We start from the raw sequence: 25,729 nt of genomic DNA, 5'->3' as shown, positions 1-25,729 counted from the left end.
TCAGCACGAATCGTTCCATCAAAAGCTTGAATCACGACCAAGCCATGATGGGAATCCTGAATATCAACAAACCTTAGCCCAAGCGCTGCGAGCGGCAAAAATGGGCAGGGTCTTTGGCTTCCACGCTTGCCGCATTGTCAAAGCTCACTAACATCGGCCAGCAACATCACAGACTCGGGGACTAGCTTCCCCGCGAATTGAATGGGAGGAAGAGAATGGGTGGAAGGCTGGCGGGCAAGGTCGCCATCGTTTCGGGCGGTGCGACGGGCATGGGCGGGGCGGCTTCGGAGCTGTTTGCCGCCGAAGGCGCAAAGGTGGCAATCATCGACCGCAACGGCGAGGCGGCCGGCAAGACCGCCGCGGCGATCCGGGCGCGGGGCCATGTCGCGGAGCATTTCGTGGCCGACGTTTCGGACGAAGCACAGGTCGAGGCGGCGGTGAAGGCGGCGACGGAAAAGCTCGGCCCGGTCACGGTGCTGTTCAACCACGCCGGCACCATCGTCATCAAGCCATTCCTGGAAACAAGCCTGCAGGAATGGGACTGGCTGCATGCCGTCAACGTGCGCTCGATGTTCCTGATGACGCGCGCTGTGCTGCCCGGCATGATCGCCGCCGGCGGCGGCTCGATCGTCTGCACCTCGTCGATCTCGGCCGTGGCGGCAACGCCGAACGAAGTGCTCTACGACACCACCAAGGGCGCCTGCCACATGTTTGCCCGCGCCATCGCGGTGGAATTCCGCGACCGCAACATCCGCTGCAACGCCGTCTGTCCCGGCTTCATCCGCACGCCGCATGGCTTGCGCGAAGTGGCCGATCTCGGCAAGCTCGGCGTCGACGTCTCGGACGCGGCGATGGCCGCGCAGCAGGGCCGCATCGGCGAGCCGGAGGAAGTGGCGAAGGCGGCGCTGTTTTTGGCCAGCGACGAATCGAGCTTCGTCAACGGCGCGCATCTGTTCGTGGACAACGCGTTCACGGCGATTTGAGGCCAGCTTGGCGCCTTCCTCTCCCCCGTCGATCGGGGGAGAGGTGTCGAGCGTAGCTGGACGGAGTGGGGGTCGACCCTTGGCGCGGTGCCGAAATACTCTTGCGCCTGGGCCCCATTTCAATATTCGTTGGCGACGGTTGCAAGGTGGTTCCCCCACTCCGTCGCTGCTTCGCAGCGCCACCTCTCCCCCCTCCGGAGGGAGAGGAAAGGACGCCTGCTCCTCTACCGCTCCTCCCGTCGAAACGGCTTCAGCAGCGCCGATGGCGCCACAGCGTTGCGCGACATGACGGCCATGGCGACGATGGTGAAGATGAAAGGCAGCATCAGGAACGCTTCGTAGGGGACGTGGCCGAGGCCGCTCGCCTGCATCCTGAGCTGCAGCGCGTCGACGAAGGCGAAGAGCAGCGCGGCGCCCGCCGAGCGCCAGGGATCCCAGCGGCCGAACACGACCAGCGCGATCGCCACCCAGCCGCGTCCGGATACGACACCGAAGGTGAAGGCGTTGAACTGCGCCATGGTGAGGAAGGCGCCAGCAAGCCCCATCAGCGCGCCGCCGAGGATCACCGCCTGGAAACGCGTGGCGATCACGCTGACGCCGGCCGAGTCCGCCGCGCGCGGGTTCTCGCCGACCATACGCACGGAAAGCCCCCACGGCGTGCGGTAGAGCACGAAGGCAGCGAGCGGGACGGCGATGATGGCGAGATAAACGAGCGTGAACTGGTTGAACACGGCCGGGCCTAGAACCGGAATGTCCGAGAGCAGCGGGATAGCCAGCGGCTTGAAGCCGGTAATGCTAGGCGGCACCGATTGCTGGCCGAAGATCAGCCGGTAGAGGAAATAGGCAAGGCCGGATGAGAACAATGTCACGCCGATGCCGCAGACATGCTGGCTGAGGCCCAGTGCCACCGTGAACAGCGCATGCAGCGCGCCCATCAGCATGCCGGTCAACACCGCGACAAGGACGCCCAGCCACAGGCTGCCGCTCAGGCTGGCGGCTGTGAAGCCCGTCATCGCCGAGAGCAGCATGATGCCCTCGATGCCGAGATTGAGCACGCCTGCGCGCTCGGAAAACATTTCGCCCAGCGTGGCGAAGGCGAGCGGCGTGGCGATGCGGATGATGGCGGCGAGGAAGCCGACCTGAAAAATCTGCTCGAACACCGCGCTCATGTTTGCGCTCCCACGCGGCGGATGCGGTAGGCGGTGAAGAGCAGCGCCACCAGCATGGCAAGCAGCGCCGTGCCCTGGATGACGTCGCTGAGGAAGGCGGGCACGCCGGTCGCGCGCGACATCGCCTCGGCGCCGGTCATGACAGCGGCAAGGAAGATCGCCGCCGGCACCGCGCCGAGCGGGTTGAGCCGGGCGAGCATCGCGACGACGATGCCGGAATAGCCATAGCCCGGCGAGATGTCGCTCATCACCTGGAAGTGCACGCCGCCGACCTCGCCGACGCCGGCGAGCCCGGCCAGCGCGCCGGAGAGCAGCGCTGTCGACAGCAGCACGCGCTGCACGTTGATGCCGGCATAGCGGGCGGCTTCTGGATTCTCGCCGGTGACGCGGATGCGGAAGCCGAGCGTGGTGCGCGCGATCAAGACCCAGCACAGCGGTGCCGCGATCAACGCCACGATGACGCCGAGATGCAGGCGCGTGCCTTCGATCAGCACCGGGAAATTGGCCGCGTCCTCGATCGGCGGCGAGATCGGGTAGCCGCTGAACGTGTCCTTCCACGGTCCCTCGATCAGCGCCATCAGCGCGTAATAGATGACCGAGTTGAGCAGCAGCGAGCTCACCACGTCGTCGACCTTGAATTTTACGCGCAAAGTGGCGGGGACCAGCGCGACGAGCGCGCCGGCGGCGGCGCCCGCCAGCGCCATCAACAGCATGGCGAGATAGCCCGGCATCGGGATGGCGCCGACGAAGCAGCTTGCCACCGCGCCGGCGAGCAATTGGCCCTCGGCGCCGATGTTCCAGAATTTTGCGCGGAAGGCGATGGCCACCGCAAGGCCGGTGAAGATCATGGGTGCGGCGCGCACCAGGGTTTCCGTGATGGCGTAACTGTCGCCGAGCGATGCCGACAGCATCACGCCATAGGCTTCGACCACGCCGGCGCCGGCTATGGCGATCAGGCCGCTGCACAGGATGAGCGTCGCGGCGATGGCCAAGAGCGGCAGCGCGAGATTGAACCAGGCCGGTGTCGAGGTGCGGGCTTCGAGGCGAAACATCAGGCCGCCTCCTCGGTATGCCCTGCGCCGGTCATCATCAGGCCGAGCCTTGCGACGGTGGCATGCGCGCTGGGAAGCGTCCCGGCGATGCGGCCCTCATACATCACCGCGATGCGATCCGAGAGCATCAGCAATTCCTCGAGGTCCTCGCCGATGACGATGATGCCGCAGCCCTTGGCGCGCATGGCCAGGAACTTCTCGTGGATGAAGCGGGCGGCGCCGATATCGAGCCCGCGCGTCGGCTGCGAGACGATCAGCACCTTCGGGTCGAAGGCGAGCTCGCGGGCCAGCAGCGCCTTCTGCAGATTGCCGCCGGACAGCGCGCCGGCGCGCACCATCGGGCCGGGGCAGCGAATATCGTAGGCCTTGATCTGCGCTTCGGCGAAGGCACGGATCGCGGCCGGATTGAGAAGTCCCTGGCGGCTGAAGGCCTCGATGCCGATACGCGGCAGCACCATGGAGTCGGCCAAAGGCAGATTGGTGACGAGGCCGGTCGTCATCCGGTCTTCCGGTATGCGGCCGAGGCCGAGCGCCTGCAGCTCGCGCGGCGAAAATTGCGCAACCGCTTTGCCGGCTATCGTCATCGCTCCGGCCTTGGGTGGCAGCATGCCGGAAATCACATCAGCAAGCGCCCGCTGGCCGTTGCCGGAGACGCCGGCGATGCCTAGGATCTCGCCCGCGCGGACGAAAAGCGAGACGTCGCGCAGCGGCGTGCCGGCATGGCCGGAGGTGGAAATGCCGTCGAGCGTCAGCGCGGCGGCGCCGGGCGTCGAAGCCTCCTTGACCGGCGGCACGATTTCGTGGCCGCACATCAGCTTCGCCATTTCTGCCGATGTGGTGCTTGCCGGATGGTCGACGCGGCCGGCGACCTTGCCGTGGCGCAGCACCACGCAGCGATGGGTGAGGGCGCGAACTTCATTCAGCTTATGCGAGATGAAGATGATGCCGAGCCCTTGCGCCGCCATCGAGCGCAGGGCGGCGAACAGGCCATCGACCTCAGAAGGCGCCAGCACCGCCGTCGGTTCGTCGAGGATCAAAAGCCTGGCGCCGCGAAACAGCGCCTTGATGATCTCCAGCCGCTGCTGCTCGCCGACCGACAGCGCCGAGACCGGCAGGCTTGGGTCGAGGCTCAGCCCATACTGCCGGCTGATTTCGTCCAGGCGGGCAAGCCCGCGCGCACGGTCGATGCGGCCGGATTTGCCGGGAATGCCGATCAGGAGGTTTTCCAGCACCGTCAGCCGCGGCGCGAGGTGGAAATGCTGGTGCACCATGCCGATGCCGGCGGCGAGCGCATCGGCCGAATTGTGGATGGCGACGGGCCTGCCTTCGACCAGGATCTCGCCGGCGTCCGGCGCATAGGCGCCGAACAGCACGTTCATCAGCGTCGTCTTGCCGGCGCCGTTCTCGCCAAGCAGGCCGAGGATCTCGCCCGGCGCCACGCTGAGGTCGACGGCCTCGTTCGCCTTGACGGCGCCGAAGCTCTTGGTGATGCCGCGCATTTCGATGAGTGGGGCGGACAAGGGTGCTCCTGGATTTGCGATCCGGCCAACCATGGAGGGCAGCACTGCACCCCCTCTCTGGCCGGCCGGCCATCTCCCCCTCACGGGGAAGATCGGATTGTCACGGCGGCCTTCGCCAACTTTCAATGTTGAAAGATCGAGCGCCGTCGACGGAACCGCCAATCTCCCCCCTCGAGGGGGAGATGTCCGGCAGGACAGAGAGGGGGGCCTCGCGCCGCCCCTCAACCAGGCGTCAATCCGAAACCGGCGTGTTCTCGTCGACGTCGACGCGGAAATTGCCTTCGAGGATCTCGGCCTTCTTCTTCTCGACCAGGTCCTTCACCTCTGCCGGCAGCGTCTTGTCGAACTTGTGGAAGGGCGCCAGATACGAGCCGCCCTTGGCCATGCGCGAGAAATCGCCATAGTCCTGCGCGGTGAAGACGCCGGCCTTGACCAGCTTGATCGCCTGCTCGACCGTCGGGTACATGTCCCAGACCGGGCCGGTGATGACCGTATCGGGCCCGAGGCTCGACTGGTCGGACATGTTGGAGATGGCGAAAATCTTCTTCTCGACCGCCGCCTCGATGACGCCGAAGCGCTCGGCATAGATGACGTCGACGCCGGCATCGATCTGCGCCACGGCCGCTTCCTTGGCCTTGGGCGGATCGAAGAACGAGCCGATGAAAGCGACCTTCTTCTTGACGTTCGGATTGACCTCCTTGGCGCCGGCGAAGAAGGCGTTGACCAGCCGGTTGACTTCCGGAATGCCCATCGCCGCGACCGCGCCGACCGTGCCCGACTTCGACATCTTTCCGGCGATCATGCCGGAGAGATAGGCCGGTTCGTGGATCCAGTTGTCGAAGACGCCGAAATTCGGCTCGGCGGGCCCAGCGCCCGAGCCGAACAGCCACGCCGTCTTCGGGAATTGTTTTGCCGTGCGGCGCGACTCCCGCTCGGCGGCGAAGGCGTCGCCGAGCACCAGCTGGTAGCCGCCTTGCGCATATTCGCGCATCACGCGGCTGAAGTCGGCGGTCTGCACCTTTTCCGACCATTTGTACTCGATGCCCAGCTCCTTCTCGGCCTTCTGCAGGGCGACATGGATCTGGTTGTCCCACGGCTCCTCGATCGGCGTGGCGAAGATCGCCGCCACCTTCAGCTTCTTGTCCTTGGCGAAGGCCGCGCCGGGCAGCACGGTCGCCGCGAGGCCGAGCGCGCCGAGTTCCAGCATGTTGCGCCGCGACAGGCCGGCGCGTTGCGTCTTGCTACGTTCGTTTTCCATTGAAGTGCCCCTCTGTTCGACAGCCGTGTCGAGCCGGCCGTTCAAAAAAATGTCAGACGAGAGACTATGGAACGGTGGTTGAGATTTGTCCACATGGTCAAATTTGGTGTGCCGCCTCGCGTTCGTCATCCTCGGGTCTACGCTTCGCTTCGCCCTGGAATGACGAAGTTATGGGGCGTCGCCCGCACCTTCCCAAGCCCTCGTCTCGGCAAACTTTCTCAGCACCGGCGCCGGCTCGAAGATCGCCCTGCCGGTCCGCCCATGCCAATGCTCCAGTCGCTCGACGATCTTCGCCGCGCCTTCAAGTCCGGCCCAGAACATCGGTCCGCCCTTGCCGATCGGGAAGCGGTAGCCGTTGACCCAGACGACATCTATGTCGGACGCCCGCGCCGCGATGCCTTCCTCGAGGATCTTCGCGCCTTCGTTGACCAGCGGATAATGCGTGCGCTCGATGATCTCGTCGGCGCCGATCTGGCGCTGCGCTATGCTCAGTTCTTCCGCCTTGGCGCGGATCAACGCCTCGACCTCCGGATCGGCAACCGGCTCCCGCGCGCCGCTCTCATAGCGGTACCAGCCACGCCCGGTCTTCTGGCCGAAATGGCCCTGCTCGCACAGCGTATCGGCGATCACCGCCGTCTGGCCGCGCGCCTTGCGGTTGCGCCAGCCGATGTCGAGGCCGGCGAGGTCGCCCATCTGGAACGGCCCCATCGGCCAGCCGAAATCGGTGAACGCCTTGTCGACCTGAGCGGGCGTTGCACTTCGAGCAACAGCGCTTCGTTCTCCGCGCCGCGCGCGGCCAGCATGCGGTTGCCGACAAAACCGTGGCAGACGCCGACGACGACCGCCACCTTGCCAAGGCGGCGGGCGAGATCGGTGACCGTCGCCAGCACGTCGGGCGCGGTCTTTTCGGCCCGCACGATCTCCAGGAGCTTCATGACGTTTGCCGGCGAAAAGAAATGCATGCCGAGCATGTCCCCTGGACGCGAGGTCGAGGCGGCGATTTCGTTCACGTCGAGATAGGAGGTGTTGGTGGCGAGGATCGCGTCGGGCCTGGCGACCGCGGCGAGCTTGCCGAACACCTCCTTCTTCACCGCCATGTCCTCGAACACGGCCTCGATGATCAGATCGCAATCGGCGAGATCGGCATAGTCGGTGCTGCCCTTGAACAGTCCGAGCCGCTTCTGCTTGGCCTCGTCCGTCAACGAGCCGCGGCTGACCGAAACGGCATAGTTCTTGTCGATCGTCGCCAGCCCGCGCCGCAGCGCTTCCTCGCTGGTCTCGACCAAAGTCACCGGCAGACCGCCATTGGCGAAAGCCATGGCAATTCCGCCGCCCATGGTGCCGGCGCCGATAATGCCGACGCGTTCGATCCGGCGCTTCCGCAGATCCTTGCCGGGAATCTTGGCCGCCTCGCGCTCGGCGAAGAACAGATGCCGCTGCGCCCGCGACTGGTCGCCGGAAACGAGTTTCAGGAATAGTTGCCGCTCGGCCGCAAGCGCCTCGTCGAACGGCAAGGTGATCGCGTTGCGCACGGCTTCGGCGCAGGCAAGCGGCGCTTCAAGCCCGCGGGCCTTCCTGGCCAGTTCCGCCCTCTGGGCGTCGAAGGCGGCGAGATCGGTCCCGGCAAGGCGGTCGTTGCGGTCGCGCACCGGTGTGAACGGGCCGCCCCACTCGACCATTTCGCCGGCGAAACGAATGGCCTGAACAATCAGATCGCCATCGAAAGCCGCATCCACCAATCCGGTGGCCTTGGCTTCGTCGGCCGAAACCGGCGTTCCGGAAACGATCATGCCAAGCGCTTTCACAGCACCCACAAGTCGTGGGAGTCGTACGGTGCCGCCGCCGCCCGGCAAAAGGCCGAGCTTCACTTCGGGCAGGCCGAGCTTGGCGCCCTTGTCGGCGACGCGGAAATGGCAGCCCAATGCCAGTTCCAGCCCGCCGCCGAGCGCGGTGCCGTGGATCGCAGCGACCGTCGGCTTGGCGATGGTTTCAAGCAAGGCGATGATGGCGCGTAGTTCCGGCTGCTGGACCGGCTTGCCGAATTCGGTGATGTCGGCGCCGGCGACAAAGGTGCGCCCGGCGCAGGCGATGACGATCGCGCTTGCGGCGGGATCGTCGCGCAAAGCGGCGAGTGCCTCGTGGAGCGGCTTGCGGACGTGAAAGCTCAGCGCATTGACCGGCGGGTTGTCGATGGTGACCACCGCCACGCCGTTTTCGTTCGCGACGCTGACAAAACTGGACAAGCGGAACCTCCCGAGGCCGGCTGCAATCGCGCAAGGGTTTACTAGGCAGCGACCCGAATGGAAACCCGATGCAGCGCTGGCCTAACGCTTGACCGTTTAACGTCGACTTGCTGCCTCGGCGGCCAGATTCTCTGAAAATTCCGCCTCGGCGCCGCGGCCGCCGCGCCAGGAGGCGATGGCGGCGACCAGATAGAGGATCGCCGAGAAGGTGAAGGCGAAGACCAGCCCGTGCTTGAACGGCCCCGACATCAGCTCGGGGAAGAACTGATTGCCGGTCAGTGTCGCGGCGTTGGCCGGCGGCAAAGCGTGGAGCACGTCGGCCGGGATCAGTTCGCCCATCGGGTTGTAGCCGAGGAAGGCGGCGAACAGGCTGGCGACCGGCGGCATGTTGGCGACCTGGTGCGCGATCGCCTCCGGCACATGTTGCGCCAGAAGGCCGGCTTCCATCGTCGCCGGCAGGCTGGCGGCGAGGCCGGCCAGCATCAGGCTGAAGAACAGGCCGATCGACAGCACCTGCCCGGCATTGGTGGTGGTGGCGCGCATGCCCGACGCCTGGCCGCGCTCGCGCGCCGGCACCGAATTCATGATCTGCGTCGAGTTCGGCGCCACGAAAAGGCCGGAGCCGAGGCCGTTGAGGAAGAGCAGGCCGGCAAAGGCGGTGTAGGAGAAGTCGGCGGGCAGCAGCATCAGCGCGACGAAGCTGGCCGCGCCCGCGACCATGCCGCCAACGGCGAAAGGCACGCCGCCGATGCGGTCGGAGAAATAGCCCGAGATCGGCCCGGCGATCAGGAAGCCGACGGTAAGCGGCAGCATGAAAATCGCCGACCAAAGCGGGGTCTGCTCGAAGGAATAGCCGTGCAGCGGCAGCCAGATGCCTTGCAGCCAGACGATCAGCATGAATTGCAGGCCGCCGCGCGCGATGCCCGACGCAAGATTGGCGACGTTGCCATAGGCGAAGCCCGGAATGCGGAACAGCGACAGGTCGAGCATCGGTTTGGCGACACGGCTCTCGATGATGACGAAAGCGATCAGCGAAGCGATGCCGACGGCAAAGAGCGTCAGCACTTTCGGGCTGGTCCAGGCCATCACCTGATCGCCGCAGGGCTGCAGGCCATAGGTGATGGCGGTGAGGATCATGACCAGGCCAAGGCCGAAGCTGATATTGCCCAGCCAATCGATTGTGTGGCTGGAGCGGTTCGGCGCGTCGTGCAGCTTGAGATAGGCCCAGATGGTGCCGACAAGCCCGAACGGCACGTTGATCCAGAACACCAGCCGCCAGTCGGTATCGGCGAGCAATCCGCCGATCAAAAGGCCGATGAACTGGCCGCCGATCGCCGCCACGACATTGATGCCGAGCGCGAAGCCGCGTTCGTTCTCGGGGAAGGCGTCGGTGAGCAGCGCCGTGGAATTGGCCATGATCAGCGCGCCGCCGATGCCCTGGATGATGCGCACGCCGATCAGATACATGGCGGCGAAATCGCCTTGTCCCGGCAGCAGGCTGAGCGCGATGGAGGCGGCGGTGAAGATGGCGAAGCCGAGATTGTACATCTTCGCCCGGCCGAACTGATCGCCCAGCCGGCCGAAGGCGACGACCAGCACGGCGGTGGCGATCATGTAGCCGATGATCGCCCAGAGCAGGTAATTGATGTTGCCGGGGTCGAGCGCCTTGAGGCCGATGCCGCGAAACACCGCCGGCAGGCTTATCAAAAGGATCGAGCCATTGATGGCTGCGGCCAGCATGCCGAGCGTGGTGTTGCTCAGAACCATCCATTTGTGGCTCTGCGGGCGGTCCTGTCTGGTCATGGCGTCCAAATCCGGCGCTGCTGGCGCGTCGAGGGCCGGCAGGCTATATATGAGGATAATCTCAGGTTTTGAATATGAGGATGGCCTCGGAAAAATCAAGCGCAACTGTGCCGCAGCCGCGCGCGCCGCAGCAAAAAAGAGGCCGTGACCGCGTCGCCGCGCTGATGGCGGCGGCCTCGGAGCTGTTCGTCGAGAAGGGTTTCGACGCGACGACCATGACCGAGATCGCCGCCAAGGCGGGCGCCGCCATCGGCACGCTCTATCTTTTCTTCCCGACCAAGCAGGCGGTGGCGCAGGCAATCCTCGCCCAGAACGCGGAGGCGCTTTCGGCCGAGCTCGACGACTTGCGCGACCGGACGCAGGGGATGAGCGCGGCGGCGATCGCCGACCAGCTGTTCGCGCGGCTTGGGACCTTCATGGCCGGGCATCCGGCCTATTCGGCGCTGCTCGACCTGCCGGGCGACGACGGCTGGCGGCGCGCCATGCGAGGGCACCGTCGCAGCCAGATCGCGACGCTGTTCGCCGCGGCCGATCCGCCGCTGCCGGCAGGACAGGCCGAAAGGCTGGCGGTGATCGTGCCGCAGCTGATGCGCATTCCGCTGACGCTGATCGGCGAGAAGCGGCTGCGCGACGGCGTGCTGGAGGAATTGCGGCTGATGCTGAGCCGGCATCTGGAGGCCGGGGAAGGCTGACCAAGCCCTCAGCCCGAGCTGGGGTCAGTTGTCCACCCGGCCGAACGCGGGCACGTCGCCGATCACTTCGCGCTTGTCCTTGCGGCAGGCGAAGGTCTTCGCCTTTTCGTCGGCGAGCTTGCGCGCCTGGTCGTTGGCCTGCGGGTTGCCGGTGGCCAAAACCAGGCCGACGGTGCAGCCCTGATGCTCTTCCGGTTGCGCCACCTTGGCGACGACCAGCACGTCGGTCGATTTCTTCTCGTCCTGTGGGTCGCTGATCGAGCGGCGGTGGATGGCGGCGAAGGGAATGGCGACATCGCCATTGGTTTCGATGCGCCACTCGACCTTCGGGCCCGAGCCGTTGAAGGCGGTGAAGCTCTCCCAGACCGCGGTCATGTCGTCGGATGGAAAGCCGTAATAGAGAGACTCTCGCGCGTCGTCGTAGCCGATCAGCACCGGATAGCCGCGATAGCCCGCGCAGACGAGGCTCGCCCAATCGCCGTCGCCTTCCGCGGCCTGCGCATAGGTCACGCAGTCCTTCTTCCAGTCGAGATCGGTGTAGGCGCTGGAGATTTCGCCGGCCTGGGCCGTTTGGCAGAAACCGGCGAGGGCAAGCGGGATCAGAAGAGCACGCATGGCTGACAACTCCGTTCGAGTTGCCGAAAGCGTAGCTTCAATTGCTATTTCTTCAAGCTGGCTTCGATCAGGAGGTCGGCGTTGCGGGCGACGGCCGCCGCCGGTCCGCCCATGCCAAACAGCTGGCCGCTGATATAGGCGCCCTCGATGAGGAGCAGCAGCCCGTCGCCCAGCGTATCGGAATCGGGCGCGCCCATCGCGGCGGCCATGGCACGCAGGCGCCGGCGCAGCTCCACTTTGTTGTTCTCGCTCACCACCCGCGCGGGATGCCCGCGCTCGGGATATTCGACCGCCGCGTTGGTCATGCCGCAGCCGCGATAATCCGGCTTCTGGGTGCGTTTGCCGACCCGGGTCAGGAAAGCGATGATCTGCGCGCGCGGCTTGCCTGGATGCGCGTCGACGGCCTTGTCGAAGCGCTCCCAGAACTCAAGGTCGTATTTGCGCAGATAGGAGGCGGCAAGCTCGTCCTTGGACGGGAAGCTGCGGTAGAGGCTCGGCTTGGTGACGCCGGCGCGCTTGACGATCTCGTCGACGCCGATCGCCCGGATGCCCTCGCGATAAAAAAGGTCGCGCGCGACGTCCAGGATCTTATCCGCCGCCCTGGGAGCAGGGGCATCGCTCAACGACGCTTCAATTTTATTGTCCGATGGCATGCAAACAACTCGCTTGACAATGTTACTGACCGGTACGTATGTATGGCTTCATCCCATTGCAACGTACCGGTCAGTAACATGATAGCCCAGTCCCGCCCGTTTGGCCAGCGCTACGCTTTCGTCGTCGTTGCCGTCATCTTCTTCTGCCTTTTGATCGCGGCCGGGCTTCGCTCCGCGCCGTCGGTGATGATGGTGCCGCTGGAAGAAAGCTTCGGCTGGCGCCGTGACGTGACCTCCTGGGCCGCCAGCGTCGGCATCCTGCTCTACGGCCTGACCGGGCCGTTCGCCGCGGCGCTGATGGAGCGCATCGGGCTGCGCCGCACGCTGCTTGGCGCGCTAGTGGTGATGTCGGGATCGACCGCGCTCAGCCTGTTGATGACTGAGCCCTGGCATCTTTTCCTCACCTGGGGCGTGTTTTCCGGCATCGGTTCGGGCGCGGTGGCGAGCGTGCTGGGCGCCACCATCGTCAACCGCTGGTTCAAGACCAATCGCGGCCTGATGATGGGGCTGATGTCGGCCTCCAGCGCCACCGGCATGCTTATCTTCCTGCCGGTGATCGCCTCGCTGGCGCAGAGCGGCGGCTGGAAGCCGGTGGCGACCGCCGTGGCGATCGCGACGGCGGCCCTGATCCCGTTCGTCCTGCTGCTGGTGCCCGAGCGCCCCGCCTCGATCGGCCAGGTGCGCTACGGCGCCGATGCCGATGACGTGCCGCCGGTGTCGCCCGCATCGCAGGGCAATTTCCTGGCGCATACGCTGAACACGCTGCGCCGGGCTGCCGGCACCCGGGTGTTCTGGTATCTGTTCGCCACCTTCTTCGTTTGCGGTTTCACCACCAACGGCCTCGTCGGCACGCATCTCATCGCCTTCTGCGGCGATATGGGCATCGGCGAGGTGCAGGCTGCCGGACTGCTGTCGATGATGGGCATCTTCGACCTGATCGGCACCACGCTGTCCGGCTGGCTCACCGACCGCTTCGATCCGCGCAAGCTGCTCGGCGTCTATTACGCGGTGCGCGGGCTGTCGCTGATCTACCTGCCTTATTCGGGCTTCTCGGCGACCAGCCTGGTCATCTTCGCCGTGCTCTACGGGCTCGACTGGATCGCCACCGTGCCGCCGACGCTGAGGCTTGCCAACGAGGCGTTCGGCGATCGCAGCGGACCGATCGTGTTCGGCTGGATTGTCGCCGGCCACCAGGTGGGCGCCGCGGCGGCCGCCGCCTTTGGCGGCACGATGCGCGAGCTGCAGGGCAATTACGAGCTGGCGTTCCTGATTGCCGGCATGACCGGCATTGCGGCGGCGTGCATCTCGTTGCTGATCAACACCGACAGGCCGGCTTTCGAGCCGGAGGCGCAGGCGGCTTGAGGCATGTCGATACTCGGGTGAGGCCGGCCTGCAAACAGCAGTCTCCTGCGCTTCCGGTGCTCACGTACTTTGAGTACGCTCCGCTCCGGTTCTCGGAGACCGCCGTTTTCGGCTCGTCCTGACCCGAATCTCGACACGCCTCCCGGCGCAGGTTTCCCGTTCTCCACAAAGGGAGACGGGGAAAGGTGAACTGTTATCAAAACTTCATGGTTCCGAAATGCGCCTGAAACATTGAGGCGAGAGCTTGGCGGTCCCGTTCAACGCCATCCGGAGACAGCCATGAACAAGCTTTCGTTGACCCGCCGCGCTTTCGTCACCTCGGCCAGCGCCTTCGGCCTTGTCGGCGCCTCCGGTCTCGCGCTGCCATATTATTCCCGCGCCAGCCAGCGCCCGGCCTTCACGCATGGCGTCCAGTCCGGTGACGTCGACGCCACCTCCGGCATGGTGTGGACCCGCACCGACCGTCCGGCGCGCGTCATGTATGAGGTGTCGACGACCGAAAGCTTCGCCAATGCGACGCGGCTCGCGCCGCTCGACACCTCGCCGGCCAGCGACTACACGGTGAAGCGGCTGCTCACCGACCTCGCCTCGGATCAGGATATCTTCTACCGCATGGTGGCGGCCGATCTCTCCGACATCAACGCCGTCTCCGAGCCGATCGTCGGCCGCTTCCGCACCGCGCCGTCTTCGAAGCGCGATGTGCGCTTCGCCTGGTCGGGCGACACGGCCGGCCAGGGCTGGGGCATCGACGAGACCGGCATGAAGACCTATTCGACGATCGCCAAGCACACGCCGGACTTCTTCCTGCATTCCGGCGATACGATCTATGCCGACGGCGCCTTGAAGGACGAGGTCGACCTGCCCGGCGGCGGCAAGTGGAAGAACGTCGTCATGCTCGACGGCAAGCGCAAGGTCGCCGAGACGCTGGACGAGTACCGCGACCAGTGGAAGTACAACATGATGGACAAGCATGTGCTTGGCCTCTCCGCCATCTGCCCGACCTTCTACCAGTGGGACGACCACGAGGTGCTCAACAACTGGTCGGATTCCAAGGACCTGACCGCCGACGACCGTTACAAGGAAAAGTCGATCCATGTGCTGGCGGCCCGGGCGGCGCGTGCCTTCCATGAGATGACGACCATCCGCTACGAGCCGTCGGAGCCAGGCCGCGTCTACCGCAAGATTTCGCATGGGCCGCTGCTCGACGTGTTCTTCCTCGACATGCGCTCCTATCGCGGCCCGAACGGCCCCGACATGGAAGAAACGCTGACGCCGAAGTCGCGCATGATCGGCGAGGAGCAGTCCAAGTGGCTGAAGCGCGAGCTGGCCAATTCCAGGGCGATCTGGAAGGTCATCGCCGCCGACATGCCGCTCAGCCTCGTCGTCTGGGACGATGCGGCCAAGAAGGTCGGTTTCGAGGCCGTCAGCAACAACGACAATGGCGCGCCGAAGGGCCGCGAGCTCGAATTCGCCGACGTGCTGCGCTTCATCAAGAATGCCGGCATCACCAACACGGTGTGGCTGACCGCGGACGTGCATTACACCGCGGCGCATTACTACAACCCCGACAAGGCGCAGTTCCAGGATTTCAATCCGTTCTGGGAATTCGTCTCCGGCCCGATCCATGCCGGCACCTTCGGCCCCAACGACCTCGACATGACCTTCGGGCCGGAGTTGAAATTCATCAAGGCGCCGACCGCCGAACAGGGCCAGAATCTGCCGCCGTCGGCCGGGCTGCAGTTCTTCGGCCTGGTCGATATTTCGGGCGCGACCGAACAGCTCACCGTGCGGCTGATGGATCGCGACGACAACGAGCTTTACAAGGTGACGCTCGATCCGGTGCGGTCCGCGTAAGGTCCTGGAGAAAATTGGTAAGGTTGGCGGGACAGCGCCCCCCTCTGCCCTACCGGGCATCTCCCCCACAAGGGGGGAGATTGGCCGTCACCTCGACCTTCGCCAATCTCCAACGTTGCAGGAATGAGCGAGGCGCCGAAGCTGCTAATCTCCCCCCTTGTGGGGGAGATGGCCGGCAGGCCAGAGGGGGGCGCGAAGGATCGCGACGTTAGCCGCGTTATGGCAAAGGCGAAATCAATCCGGATAGCAAGCCCGCGGAACGTTCGGCCAGACCGCGGTGTCGCAGTTGGCATCCTTCTGGCGCTGCTTGAAGGCGGCGCTGACCGGGCCGGTGACGATCGGGTCGACGCCGTCGGGCGCGTCGGCGAACATCTGCTGTACGGTCCTGGCGTCGGGCGGCGTGATCGGGTCGGCTTCCCGAAGGGCGGCCGCCGACTGCGCGGCGCCTGCCGCTACAAGCACGCCAAGCGCGGCCCACACAAAAACCGGACGCAATCTGGGCATATGATCGGTCATGAACATCGAACTGTCCGGCCCCTCAAAGGTTCCGCCTTGGTTAACAGAATCATTTCACACCAAGACGTTTAAGAATCAGTGACCATCTATTTGGGGTCGTGCCTCCCCTTTCGCAATTGCGAAAAACCTTGTATGAGCCGCGCAACCGAAAAAGGCGGCGCTTTTGGGCCTGCTGCCTGCAACGTTCCCGAGACCAGAAAAATGAACCTCCGCAATATCGCGATCATCGCGCACGTCGACCATGGCAAGACCACGCTGGTCGACCAACTTCTGAAACAGTCCGGCGCCTTCCGCGACAACCAGCGCGTCGCCGAGCGCGCCATGGATTCCAACGACCTCGAAAAGGAACGCGGCATCACGATCCTGGCCAAGGCGACCTCGGTCGACTGGCACGGCACCCGCATCAACATCGTCGACACGCCCGGACACGCCGATTTCGGCGGCGAGGTCGAGCGCATCCTGTCTATGGTGGATTCGGCGATCGTGCTCGTCGACGCCGCCGAAGGCCCGATGCCGCAGACCAAGTTCGTGGTCGGCAAGGCGCTCAAGGTCGGACTGCGACCGATCGTCGTCATCAACAAGATCGACCGTCCGGACGCCCGCCACATCGAAGTGGTCAACGAGGTGTTCGACCTGTTCGCGGCGCTTGACGCCACCGACGAGCAGCTCGATTTCCCAATCCTCTATGGTTCTGGCCGTGACGGCTGGGTTTCGGAAAATCCCGAGGGCCCGAAGGACCAGGGTCTCGCCCCGCTGTTCGACCTGGTCGTCAAGCATGTGCCGGCACCGACCGTCCATCCCGGCCCGTTCCGCATGATCGGCACTATCCTCGAAGCCAACCCGTTCCTCGGCCGCATCATCACCGGCCGCATCGAGTCCGGCACGCTGAAGGCCAACCAGGCGGTCAAGGTGCTGCACCATGACGGCACGCAGATCGAGACCGGCCGCGTCTCCAAGATACTCGCCTTCCGCGGTCTCGAGCGCCAGCCGATCGACGAAGCCCAAGCGGGCGACATCGTGGCCATCGCCGGCCTGTCGAAGGGCACCGTCGCCGACACGTTCTGCGACCCGGCGGTGAGCGAGCCGCTGCATGCGCAGCCGATCGACCCGCCGACCGTCACCATGTCCTTCCTCGTCAATGATTCGCCGCTTGCCGGCACCGAGGGCGACAAGGTGACCAGCCGCGTCATCCGCGACCGCTTGCTGCGCGAGGCCGAGGGCAATGTCGCGCTGAAGATCGAGGAATCGGCGGAGAAGGACTCCTTCTTCGTCTCCGGCCGCGGCGAATTGCAGCTCGCCGTGCTGATCGAGACGATGCGCCGCGAAGGTTTCGAGCTTGCCGTGTCGCGTCCGCGCGTCGTCATGCAGAAGGGCGACGACGGCCAGCTGCTGGAGCCGGTCGAGGAAGTCGTCATCGACGTCGACGAGGAGCATGCCGGCGTCGTCGTGCAGAAGATGTCGGAACGCAAGGCCGAAATGGTCGAGCTGCGCCCGTCCGGCGGCAACCGCCAGCGCCTTGTCTTCCACGCACCGACGCGCGGCCTGATCGGCTACCAGTCCGAATTGTTGACCGACACGCGCGGCACCGCCGTGATGAACCGCCTGTTCTTCGCCTATGAGCCTTACAAGGGCGAGCTGCCCGGCCGCACCAACGGCGTGCTGATCTCCAACGAGCAGGGCGAATCGGTCGCCTATGCGATGTGGAACCTCGAAGACCGCGGCCCGATGATCATCGATCCGGGCGTCAAGGTCTACCAGGGCATGATCATCGGCGTCCATTCGCGCGACAACGACCTCGAAGTGAACGTGCTCAAGGGCAAGAAGCTCACCAACATCCGCGCCGCCGGCAAGGACGAGGCGGTGAAGCTGACGCCACCGATCCGCATGACGCTGGAGCGGGCGCTGGCCTGGATCCAGGACGACGAGCTGGTCGAGGTGACGCCGAAGACCATTCGCCTGCGCAAGCTCTATCTCGACCCGAACGAGCGCAAGCGTTTCGAAAAGGCCGCCAAGGTGATGGGCGCGGCGTAAGCTTCCAGATGAAGTTCAAAGAGGGACCCGGTGCTCCCTCTTTTCGTTTCAGCGGCACGCGGCAGACAAGATAGCGCTGCAATCCGCCTCTCCAGCCAGATCGATGCGCACCGCCAAGCCGTCGCGAACCGGCTTGCGCAAGGCTTTGGCGCCATCCGGTTCGATGGTCAGTCGCCTTCGGTCGTCCAGGGCCTGAAGCCTTGACCGCGAAAGGCCGAGTTCGTCGGCAAGCAGGCGGTCAAGCCGCAAAGGTGTCGTGCCATCGAGACGAAGGTCGAGCGCGAGCGCGACCGCGCGTCCCGGCTCGCCGTCCAGAAACTCCTTTCGGACCGTGACATCGGGAGATTCCTCGATCCGGCCAGTCCGGTCGCGCAGCGCGGCGGCATCGAAAGCAAAGCGGCGCACAAACGCCGGATCGTTGCTTTCGAGCGCCGCAAGCCGTGCCGGCTCGATCTCGCGGCGGTTTTGCCGCTCCAGGATGGTGAAGTTCCAGGCGTTGTCGCAGTCGACGCAGCGATAAATCAGCCAGACGTCGATGCGCTTGCCGTTGGCGTTGACGCGGAATTTTTCGCCGCATCGATACGGTTTGATGCCACCGCAGCGATTGCAGTTGATCAGAGGTCGAGGCGCGATTGCGGGCGCGATCGTCCAGTGGACACGCAAGGTGGACATGCCGGCAGGCCCTTCCCGTCGGGAAGTCCGTCAGGCCGGCAATGTCCGAGATGCCCCTTTTTGTTGAACATGATCTTTTCCGAAAACCGGGTACCACTTTTCGGCATCATGCTCGTGCGGGCACGGCGTGGCGAAGGCTGCGTGCGTTGGAAGTCAGGCGTCGGCGTGGGTCACACGCGGCGGCTCAGCAATGCCAAACCGGTCTCGAACCGCCGCCTGAAGAACACGTGAGATGAAGCAGACGCGCCAATGGCTGCGCCTGCGGTGCATTCAGAGGAGTTGGCGAGACCGGCGGTTACTGAGGCAAAGTGATGCTCGAAAATGGCTATCGGGGTGGGTCTTCTAACCGCATGGCGTCCAGCCGGCAAGCCGTCCGACTTTCGCCATCCCGGTGGTTGCGCTAGTCTCGTGGGCTAAAATTCTTCACCACAAGAGGTCCGCCATGCATCTCGCCTCGCTGCTGATCTTCGCCGCCGCTTTGTTCGTCGCCGCCGGCTCGCCCGGCCCGTCGATCGCAGCACTCGTGGCGCGGGTGGTCTCGAAGGGGTTCCGCGATGTCTTCCCGTTCCTGCTGGCGATGTGGATCGGTGAAGCCGTCTGGCTGTCGCTGGCGGTGTTCGGGCTCGCCGTCGTGGCGCAGACCTTCCACTACGCTTTCGTCGTCGTGAAATGGGTGGGCGTCGCCTATCTCGCCTATCTGGCGTTCAAGATGTGGACGGCGCCGGTCGAGGCGAAGGAAGGCGAGATGCCGCGCGAGGACTCGCCCTTGAAACTGTTCTTTGCCGGCATGGCGGTGACGCTCGGCAACCCGAAGATCATGATGTTCTATCTGGCGCTGCTGCCGACCATCATCGATCTTGCCTCGGTCAGCGTTGTCGGCTGGGTCGAACTGACGCTGACCATGGCTATCGTGCTGGTGGTCATCGACCTCGCCTGGGTGCTGGCCGCTTCGCAGGCGCGCCGGCTCCTGAAGAGCAAGCGCGCCATGAAGATCGCCAACCGCGTCAGTGCCACGACCATGGCGGGCGCGGCCGCGGCAATCGCGGCGCGATAGAGCGTTCACCGTTTCACGGAAACGGCGAACCCGCCCTATCTCCTTGTTTTGACGCAATTCCGGACGGAAGGCTACGGCGAAGGCGCCGAGCCTAACCGCTCACACTTCTCCTGGAATTGCTCAAGGCGCTTAAGCGCTACATCATCTCGATGATCGGCGCGATCTCGACGCTGAAGGCTGGGTCCATCAGGATCGGGCAATCCTTTGCCTTGGCGACGGCGTCGTCGATGTCCCTGGCTTCGACGATGGTGTAGCCGGCGGTCGGATTGCTGCCGCCATTGTTCTCGATCTTGCCGCTCGGCAGCACCGTCTTCGACATGCCGACCGGATTGCCGCCGTCGACCACGGCCGTGCCGAGCTTGTCGTACCAGCCGGTCCAGGCATCCATAGCCGCTTTGCGTTCGGCTTCGTCGGTCGGCATCTTCCGGAGCCGTGATAGACATAGAGAAATTTCGCCATGTTCTCCTCCCTTGTCGGCGGCGTCGAACCGGCATGCGGCCACGCCGCTTGCAATATGCGGCTGCGCCGCAGTCCTGGATATGCGGCTACGCCGCAATCCTGATCATCGGACCAAATGGCGGGATGGGCAACGAAAAATTCGATATTGCTAATGTAAAGCCGCGGCCGCTACCGCGCCATGGCGTGGTATTCGGGGTTGGGCCGCATGTCGACCGCGGCGGCCACCCGGTTCGACATGTTGAAGAAGGCGGCGGTCGAGGCGATGTCCCAGATATCGCGATCGGTGAAGCCGGCTTGTCGCAAGGCCGCGCGGTCGGCCTCGACGATCGTGGCCGGCTCCTCGGTCAGCTTGACCGCGAATTCGAGCATCGCTGTCTGTTTCGGCGACAGCTCGGCGGCGCGGAAATTCATCACCATCATCTCGCCGAGCGCCGGTTCGCCCGACAGCTGGCGCACTGCCGCGCCGTGCGCGGTCAGGCAATAGAAGCAGTGGTTGATCGAGGAGACGACCACGGCGATCATCTCGCGCTCCAGCTTCGAAAGACCGGAATCGCCCAGCATCAGATCGTTGTACATGTCGGTGAAGGCGCGCAGCTTCTTCTCGTCGAAGGCGTAGGCGGTGAGCACGTTGGGTACGAGGCCGAGCTTCTCCCGGCATTTGTCGAAATAGGCTTTCGTGGCCTCGCTGAGCTCCGCCTGGACAAGGTCGAGCGCGGTTATTTTGCCGGTCATGGTCGTTCTCCTCGCGCGGCGATGGCGTCGGTTCGAATTTTTTAAAGCGTCGTCAAACCTTTGTCGCCAAACCGCAGTCATCTGGCTACCATAGTCGCAAAAGCATGCCACGGGAGGCAATAAGCGTCATGGCCAGCGTGAAATCCAAGCCGAAGAAGAAAGCCGCCGCCGCGAAAACGGAGGAGAAACCCGCAAGGCTTGCCGACTATCTGCTGGCACGGGCGCCCGCCGAGGACATCGCGTCCTATGACGTGACCGACCTCGAACGCGCCGGCGAGCTCGCCGCGCAAGCGGTCGCCAGCCACCGGAAAGGCGAAAGCGTCGTCGCCGTCGAGGCCGATTCGGGCGTCGCCTGCGACGGCCGGCCAGTCACGGTGATCACCGTCGTCAACGACAACATGCCGTTCCTGTTCGATTCCATCCTCGGCGAGATCACCGAGATCAGCGGCGAGCCGACGTTGGTTACCCATCCGATCGTCACCGTCCGCCACGGCAAGGATGGTGTGGTCGAGGTGCTTGGCGATGGCGGCAAGGAGGATGACGACAGGCTGAGTGTCGTCCATGTCCACATTCCAAGGCTGAACGCCGAGCAGGCCAAGAGCCTCACCGAGCGGCTGCGCAAGATGCTTTCGCAGGTCCGGGCGGCCGTCGCCGACTGGAAGCGCATGCTCGCCCGCCTCGACCAGGCGATTTCCGAATTCCGCTATTCGGCGGTGCCGCTCGACAAGAAGAGCGTCGCCGAGGCGATCGCCTTCCTCGAATGGCTGCGCGACGACAATTTCACCTTCCTCGGCATGCGCGAGTTCAAATATACCGGCGGCGAGGAAAGCGGCTCGCTGGAGCGCGCCGAAAAGCCTGGGCTCGGCATCCTTTCGGATCCCGATGTGCTGGTGTTGAGGCGCGGCACCGAGGCGGTGACGACGACGCCGGAGATCCGCGCCTTCCTGCACGGGCCGGAGCCGCTGATCGTCACCAAGGCCAACGCCAAGTCGTCGGTGCATCGCCGCATCTATCTCGACTACATCGGCATCAAGACCTACACGGCGAAAGGCGCGCTCGCGGGCGAGCTGCGCATCGTCGGCCTGTTCACCTCGACCGCCTACACGCGCTCGGTGATGAAGATCCCCTATCTGCGCTCCAAGGCCGAGACCGTGATCTCGAAATCCGGTTTCGATCCGCACGATCATTCCGGCAAGGCGCTGATCAACATCCTGGAGAGCTATCCGCGCGACGAGCTGTTCCAGGTTCCCATTCCCATCCTGCGCAAGCACGCGGTCGCCATACTCGGGCTGATCGAGCGGCCGCGCGTGCGGGCGCTGGTGCGCGTCGACCAGTTCGATCGCTTCGTCTCGATCATCGTTTTCGTGCCGCGCGACCGCTACGACAGCGTCGTGCGCGAGAAGGTCGGCACCTATCTCAAGACGGCGTTCGAAGGCCGGTTGTCGGCCTATTACCCGGCCTTTCCGGAAGGCGGACTGGCGCGCGTGCATTTCATCATCGGCCGTTCCGGCGGCAAGACGCCGAAGGTCGAGCAGTCGACGATCGAGGCGGCGATCCGCGACATCGTGCGCACCTGGGAGGACGCGCTCTCCGAAGCCGCGGAAGCCGCCGGCAGCGATCCGGCGCTGAAGGCGATCGCGGCGCGGTTCCCCGAAAGCTACCGCGACTCCTTCTCGGCCGCCGTGGCGTTGGCCGATGCCGGGCGCATCGCGAAGATCAGCGCCGTCAATCCGATCGCCATCGACTATTACCGCCATGCCGACCAGAAGCCGCAACAGGCGGCTCTGAAAATCTATCATTTCGGCAGCCCGGTGGCGCTGTCGCGGCGCGTGCCGGTGCTGGAAAACATCGGCTTCCGCGTCATCAGCGAGCGCACTTTCGAGGTCGGCGACGATCCGGCCGACCGGGTGTTCATCCACGACATGGAGCTGGAGAACAGCTACGGCGCGCGAATAGACCTTGCCGATGGCGGCGCGCTGTTCGAGGACGCGTTCCTGTCGGTCTGGCGTGGCGATGTCGACAATGACGGCTATAACGGCCTGGCCCAGACCGCCGGCCTGTGGTCGGGCGAGATCACCATATTGCGCGCCTATGGCCGCTATCTGCAGCAGGCCGGTATTCCGCAGAGCCAGGATTTCATCGCCGCGGCACTCAACCGCTATCCGGAGATCGCGCGCGGCCTGCATGCGCTGTTCGTCGCCCGGCTCGGGCCGGCGGCGGAGGGCGATGGCGATGGCGCGGTTGCCGCCAAGCACCTCAAGGCCAAGATCAAGGACGCGCTGGAGGAGGTGCCCAATATCGATGACGACACGATCATCCGCCGCTATCTGAACCTCATCGAAGCCTCGCTGCGCACCAATCATTTCGTAGCCGATACGAAAGAGAAAGGGCAGTCGCTGGCGATCAAGCTCGACTCCCAGGCGGTTGAGGGCCTGCCGGCGCCGCGGCCATGGCGCGAAATCTTCGTCTACGGCTCCGAGGTCGAGGGCGTGCATCTGCGCTTCGGTCCGGTGGCGCGAGGCGGCCTGCGCTGGTCGGATCGCGCCCAGGACTATCGCACCGAGGTGCTGGGCCTGGTGAAGGCGCAGCAGGTGAAGAACGCGGTCATCGTGCCGGTCGGCGCCAAGGGCGGCTTCTACCCGAAGAAGCTGCCGATGAGCGCCGGGCGCGACGCGATCTTCGAGGCCGGGACTTCGGCCTACAAGAATTTCGTCTCCAGCCTGCTCTCGATCACCGACAATATCGGCGTCGACGGCGTCATCCCGCCGGCCGGCGTGGTGCGGCGCGATCCTGACGATCCCTATTTCGTCGTCGCCGCCGACAAAGGCACCGCGACCTTCTCCGATACCGCCAACGCCATTTCCGAAAAACACCACTTCTGGCTGGACGATGCTTTCGCCAGCGGCGGTTCGGCCGGCTACGACCACAAGAAGATGGGCATCACCGCCAAGGGCGCCTGGGAAGCGGTGAAGCGGCATTTCCGCGAGATCAACCGCGACATCCAGACCTCGCCCTTCACCGTGGTGGGCGTCGGCGACATGTCGGGCGACGTGTTCGGCAACGGCATGCTGTTGTCGCCGCAGACCAGGCTGATCGCCGCCTTCGACCATCGCGACATCTTCATCGACCCCGATCCGGACATGGCCGCATCGATGGCCGAGCGGGTGCGCATGTTCGCGCTGCCGCGCTCGTCCTGGCAGGACTACGACAAGTCGAAGCTGTCGGAAGGCGGCGTCATTGTCTCGCGCAACCAGAAATCGATCACGCTGCCGCCGGCGGCGGCTGCCGCGATCGGCCTCGCCAAGACGACGGCGACGCCGGTCGAGATCATGAACGCCATCCTCAAGGCGCCGGTCGACCTTCTGTGGTTCGGCGGCATCGGCACTTATGTGCGGGCTTCAGGCGAGAGCAACCAAGATGTCGGCGACCGGGCAAACGACGCCGTCCGCGTCACCGCGCTCGATGTCCGGGCGAAAGTCATCGGCGAGGGCGCCAATCTCGGCGTCACGCAGCGGGCGCGCATCGAGTTCGGCCTGAATGGCGGCCGCTGCAATTCGGACGCCATCGACAATTCGGGCGGCGTCAACTGCTCCGACGTCGAGGTCAACATCAAGATCGCGCTGGCTTCCGCCATGCGCAAGGGCTCGCTGACGCGGCCGGCGCGCAACAAGCTGCTCGCCGAGATGACCGACGAGGTGGGCGCGCTGGTGCTCTCCAACAACTACCAGCAGACGCTGGCGCTCTCGCTGGCGCGCAAGCGCGGCCTCGCCGACATCGCGCACCAGGCCCGTTTCATGACGGCGCTGGAATCGCGCGGCCTGCTCGACCGCGTGGTCGAGACGCTGCCTTCGCCGGCGGCGCTTGCCGAACGCGAGGCGCGCGGCGAGCCGCTGACCAGGGCCGAGCTCGGCGTGCTGCTCGCCTATGCCAAGATCGTGCTGTTCTCCGACATCGTCGCCAGCGACGTGCCGGACGAGCAACATTTCGACCGCGACCTGATGGGCTATTTCCCGGAACGCATGGCGAGGAAATTCGCCGGTGAGATCCGCGACCACCGGCTGCGGCGCGAGATCATCGCGCGCGTCGTCGCCAACGATCTGGTCAATCGCGGCGGGCCGTCCTTCGTCAACCGGCTGCAGGAAGCGACCGGCCGCACGGCGGCCGATGTCGTGCGCACCTTCGCGGTGATCCGCGACGGCTTCGCGCTGCCGGCGCTCTACAAGGAGATCGACGCGCTCGATAACCAGATCGACGGCCAGATCCAGCTCGATCTCTATCAGTCGGTCAGCCGGCTTATCTTTGTGACCAGCGGCTGGTCCCTGAAGAACGAAGCGGGTTCCGCGCCGCTGGGGCAGCGCATCGCCGAATTGCAGGACGCGTGCAAGGCGCTCGAACCGAAGCTGGCGTCGCTGCTGCCGGCCTTCTCGCGCGAGCGTATCGAGGAGCGGCGACATGGCCTGTTCAAGGGCGGCGCGCCGGAAAAACTCGCCGGGCAGCTCGCCCTGGCCGAAGTGGCCGAGCTGATCCCGGATGTCGCGCTCACCGCGCGCACGGCCAATGCCGACATCGTCAGCGCGGCCAAGGCGTTCTTCGCCGTCAGCGATGCTTTCCGCATCCCGCGCGTCGAGGAGGCCGCGCGCTCGATCATGCCGCCCGACTATTACGACCAGCTGGCGCTGTCGCGCGCGACCGACACGATCGGCGTGGCGCGGCGCGGCATCGCGGTGGCGGCGCTCACCGCGCACGGCACGGCGGCGGATCCGGTCGGGGCATGGCTCGAGGCCGGCGGCGAACGCGTCGCGCGCATCCGCGAGCGGCTGCAGGCGCTGACCGAAGGCGGCGACATCACCGTGTCGCGGCTCTCGGTGGCGTCGGGCCTGATGAGCGACCTGACGGGGATGTGAAGTTCCTCGCCCCTGCCAAAGCGGCTGGTCTTTGGCGATAGCGCGCATGGCAGCTTGGCGCTTGCGTTATCCTATGCTGCGCTGGTCGACCCCCACTCCGTCTCGGCTTCGCCGAGCCACCTCTCCCCCGATCGACGGGGTAGAGGAGGGCGCCAAG

General features: G+C 65.2%; 17 protein-coding genes and 2 pseudogenes. 7 read left to right on the top strand and 12 right to left on the bottom strand.

The genetic code is table 11. The annotated features are described in order from the left end of the window. Positions 1 to 215 precede the first annotated feature (215 nt). Positions 216 to 983: an SDR family oxidoreductase gene (locus tag FJW07_RS25795; RefSeq protein ID WP_140786168.1), complete on the top strand. Its 768-nt coding sequence runs from the start codon at positions 216 to 218 to the stop codon at positions 981 to 983. A 224-nt stretch (positions 984 to 1,207) separates the two neighbouring features. On the opposite strand, the gene FJW07_RS25790 is transcribed toward FJW07_RS25795, so the two are convergent. The 6 genes and pseudogenes from FJW07_RS25790 to FJW07_RS25765 all read right to left on the bottom strand — a co-directional run bounded on the left by FJW07_RS25790 (position 1,208) and on the right by FJW07_RS25765 (position 10,028). After that, on the bottom strand, positions 1,208 to 2,152 hold the full coding sequence (locus FJW07_RS25790; RefSeq protein ID WP_140859255.1) for an ABC transporter permease: 945 nt from the start codon (positions 2,150 to 2,152) through the stop codon (positions 1,208 to 1,210). After that, complete coding sequence (locus FJW07_RS25785; RefSeq protein ID WP_140859254.1) at positions 2,149 to 3,204, bottom strand: ABC transporter permease; 1,056 nt, start codon at positions 3,202 to 3,204, stop codon at positions 2,149 to 2,151. Before FJW07_RS25785 ends, FJW07_RS25790 begins: the two co-directional genes overlap by 4 nt. Next, positions 3,204 to 4,724 carry an ABC transporter ATP-binding protein gene (locus FJW07_RS25780; protein WP_140859253.1) on the bottom strand — a complete coding sequence of 507 codons (1,521 nt, stop codon included), beginning with the start codon at positions 4,722 to 4,724 and terminating at the stop codon, positions 3,204 to 3,206. The genes FJW07_RS25785 and FJW07_RS25780 overlap by 1 nt, the downstream gene beginning before the upstream one ends. Before the next feature lie 232 nt (positions 4,725 to 4,956). After that, entirely contained in the window at positions 4,957 to 5,982 is a 1,026-nt protein-coding gene (locus tag FJW07_RS25775) for a BMP family protein (protein ID WP_140859252.1), read from the bottom strand. A gap of 168 nt (positions 5,983 to 6,150) precedes the next feature. Next, positions 6,151 to 8,225: pseudogene (locus tag FJW07_RS25770) on the bottom strand (3-hydroxyacyl-CoA dehydrogenase NAD-binding domain-containing protein). A 96-nt stretch (positions 8,226 to 8,321) separates the two neighbouring features. Continuing rightward, complete coding sequence (locus tag FJW07_RS25765; protein WP_140859251.1) at positions 8,322 to 10,028, bottom strand: MFS transporter; 1,707 nt, start codon at positions 10,026 to 10,028, stop codon at positions 8,322 to 8,324. 80 nt (positions 10,029 to 10,108) lie between these two features. On the opposite strand from FJW07_RS25765, the gene FJW07_RS25760 reads away from it, so the two are divergent. Next, the gene (locus FJW07_RS25760) at positions 10,109 to 10,720 is read left to right on the top strand and encodes a TetR/AcrR family transcriptional regulator (RefSeq protein WP_181182720.1); all 612 of its coding nucleotides are present in this window, start codon (positions 10,109 to 10,111) and stop codon (positions 10,718 to 10,720) included. 24 nt (positions 10,721 to 10,744) lie between these two features. Here FJW07_RS25760 and FJW07_RS25755 read toward each other — a convergent pair whose 3' ends face one another. Continuing rightward, complete coding sequence (locus FJW07_RS25755; protein WP_140859249.1) at positions 10,745 to 11,335, bottom strand: hypothetical protein; 591 nt, start codon at positions 11,333 to 11,335, stop codon at positions 10,745 to 10,747. Positions 11,336 to 11,379: 44 nt separating this feature from the next. Then, positions 11,380 to 11,988: a TetR/AcrR family transcriptional regulator gene (locus FJW07_RS25750; RefSeq protein ID WP_140859248.1), complete on the bottom strand. Its 609-nt coding sequence runs from the start codon at positions 11,986 to 11,988 to the stop codon at positions 11,380 to 11,382. A gap of 78 nt (positions 11,989 to 12,066) precedes the next feature. Here FJW07_RS25750 and FJW07_RS25745 point away from each other — a divergent pair, with 78 nt between their 5' ends. Next, positions 12,067 to 13,350: an MFS transporter gene (locus FJW07_RS25745; RefSeq protein WP_140859247.1), complete on the top strand. Its 1,284-nt coding sequence runs from the start codon at positions 12,067 to 12,069 to the stop codon at positions 13,348 to 13,350. Positions 13,351 to 13,629: 279 nt separating this feature from the next. Continuing rightward, positions 13,630 to 15,204, top strand: a complete 1,575-nt coding sequence (locus FJW07_RS25740; protein ID WP_140859246.1) for an alkaline phosphatase — start codon at positions 13,630 to 13,632, stop codon at positions 15,202 to 15,204. A gap of 234 nt (positions 15,205 to 15,438) precedes the next feature. Here FJW07_RS25740 and FJW07_RS25735 read toward each other — a convergent pair whose 3' ends face one another. Then, on the bottom strand, positions 15,439 to 15,726 hold the full coding sequence (locus tag FJW07_RS25735; RefSeq protein WP_246672498.1) for a hypothetical protein: 288 nt from the start codon (positions 15,724 to 15,726) through the stop codon (positions 15,439 to 15,441). Between the two features lie 195 nt (positions 15,727 to 15,921). On the opposite strand from FJW07_RS25735, the gene typA reads away from it, so the two are divergent. Then, entirely contained in the window at positions 15,922 to 17,751 is a 1,830-nt protein-coding gene (gene typA / locus FJW07_RS25730; protein ID WP_140647004.1) for a translational GTPase TypA, read from the top strand. Positions 17,752 to 17,799: 48 nt separating this feature from the next. On the opposite strand, the gene FJW07_RS25725 is transcribed toward typA, so the two are convergent. Continuing rightward, positions 17,800 to 18,423, bottom strand: coding sequence for a DUF1062 domain-containing protein (locus tag FJW07_RS25725; protein ID WP_140710967.1), 624 nt, complete (start codon positions 18,421 to 18,423; stop codon positions 17,800 to 17,802). 442 nt (positions 18,424 to 18,865) lie between these two features. Here FJW07_RS25725 and FJW07_RS25720 point away from each other — a divergent pair, with 442 nt between their 5' ends. Beyond that, complete coding sequence (locus FJW07_RS25720; protein ID WP_140859245.1) at positions 18,866 to 19,477, top strand: LysE family translocator; 612 nt, start codon at positions 18,866 to 18,868, stop codon at positions 19,475 to 19,477. Between the two features lie 136 nt (positions 19,478 to 19,613). On the opposite strand, the pseudogene FJW07_RS25715 reads toward FJW07_RS25720, so the two are convergent. Continuing rightward, positions 19,614 to 19,936, bottom strand: a pseudogene (locus FJW07_RS25715) (hypothetical protein). A gap of 168 nt (positions 19,937 to 20,104) precedes the next feature. Beyond that, on the bottom strand, positions 20,105 to 20,668 hold the full coding sequence (locus tag FJW07_RS25710; RefSeq protein ID WP_140647000.1) for a peroxidase-related enzyme: 564 nt from the start codon (positions 20,666 to 20,668) through the stop codon (positions 20,105 to 20,107). Between the two features lie 128 nt (positions 20,669 to 20,796). On the opposite strand from FJW07_RS25710, the gene FJW07_RS25705 reads away from it, so the two are divergent. Next, positions 20,797 to 25,572: an NAD-glutamate dehydrogenase gene (locus tag FJW07_RS25705; RefSeq protein WP_140859244.1), complete on the top strand. Its 4,776-nt coding sequence runs from the start codon at positions 20,797 to 20,799 to the stop codon at positions 25,570 to 25,572. Positions 25,573 to 25,729 lie beyond the last annotated feature (157 nt).

The sequence above is a fragment of the Mesorhizobium sp. B3-1-9 genome, assembly GCF_006439595.1.
Classification (GTDB): domain Bacteria; phylum Pseudomonadota; class Alphaproteobacteria; order Rhizobiales; family Rhizobiaceae; genus Mesorhizobium.
This window is presented reverse-complemented; position numbering and strand designations above follow the sequence as displayed.

Bases quoted from the DNA above. Each gene is read 5' to 3' on its own strand.
- FJW07_RS25765 (WP_140859251.1), bottom strand. From the start codon at position 10,028: ATGACCAGACAGGACCGCCCGCAGAGCCACAAATGGATGGTTCTGAGC.
- FJW07_RS25720 (WP_140859245.1), top strand. From the start codon at position 18,866: ATGCATCTCGCCTCGCTGCTGATCTTCGCCGCCGCTTTGTTCGTCGCC.
- FJW07_RS25750 (WP_140859248.1), bottom strand. From the start codon at position 11,988: ATGCCATCGGACAATAAAATTGAAGCGTCGTTGAGCGATGCCCCTGCT.
- FJW07_RS25775 (WP_140859252.1), bottom strand. From the start codon at position 5,982: ATGGAAAACGAACGTAGCAAGACGCAACGCGCCGGCCTGTCGCGGCGC.
- FJW07_RS25725 (WP_140710967.1), bottom strand. From the start codon at position 18,423: ATGTCCACCTTGCGTGTCCACTGGACGATCGCGCCCGCAATCGCGCCT.
- typA (WP_140647004.1), top strand. From the start codon at position 15,922: ATGAACCTCCGCAATATCGCGATCATCGCGCACGTCGACCATGGCAAG.
- FJW07_RS25740 (WP_140859246.1), top strand. From the start codon at position 13,630: ATGAACAAGCTTTCGTTGACCCGCCGCGCTTTCGTCACCTCGGCCAGC.
- FJW07_RS25795 (WP_140786168.1), top strand. From the start codon at position 216: ATGGGTGGAAGGCTGGCGGGCAAGGTCGCCATCGTTTCGGGCGGTGCG.
- FJW07_RS25755 (WP_140859249.1), bottom strand. From the start codon at position 11,335: ATGCGTGCTCTTCTGATCCCGCTTGCCCTCGCCGGTTTCTGCCAAACG.
- FJW07_RS25735 (WP_246672498.1), bottom strand. From the start codon at position 15,726: ATGTTCATGACCGATCATATGCCCAGATTGCGTCCGGTTTTTGTGTGG.
- FJW07_RS25745 (WP_140859247.1), top strand. From the start codon at position 12,067: ATGATAGCCCAGTCCCGCCCGTTTGGCCAGCGCTACGCTTTCGTCGTC.
- FJW07_RS25760 (WP_181182720.1), top strand. From the start codon at position 10,109: ATGGCCTCGGAAAAATCAAGCGCAACTGTGCCGCAGCCGCGCGCGCCG.
- FJW07_RS25790 (WP_140859255.1), bottom strand. From the start codon at position 2,152: ATGAGCGCGGTGTTCGAGCAGATTTTTCAGGTCGGCTTCCTCGCCGCC.
- FJW07_RS25785 (WP_140859254.1), bottom strand. From the start codon at position 3,204: ATGTTTCGCCTCGAAGCCCGCACCTCGACACCGGCCTGGTTCAATCTC.
- FJW07_RS25705 (WP_140859244.1), top strand. From the start codon at position 20,797: ATGGCCAGCGTGAAATCCAAGCCGAAGAAGAAAGCCGCCGCCGCGAAA.
- FJW07_RS25710 (WP_140647000.1), bottom strand. From the start codon at position 20,668: ATGACCGGCAAAATAACCGCGCTCGACCTTGTCCAGGCGGAGCTCAGC.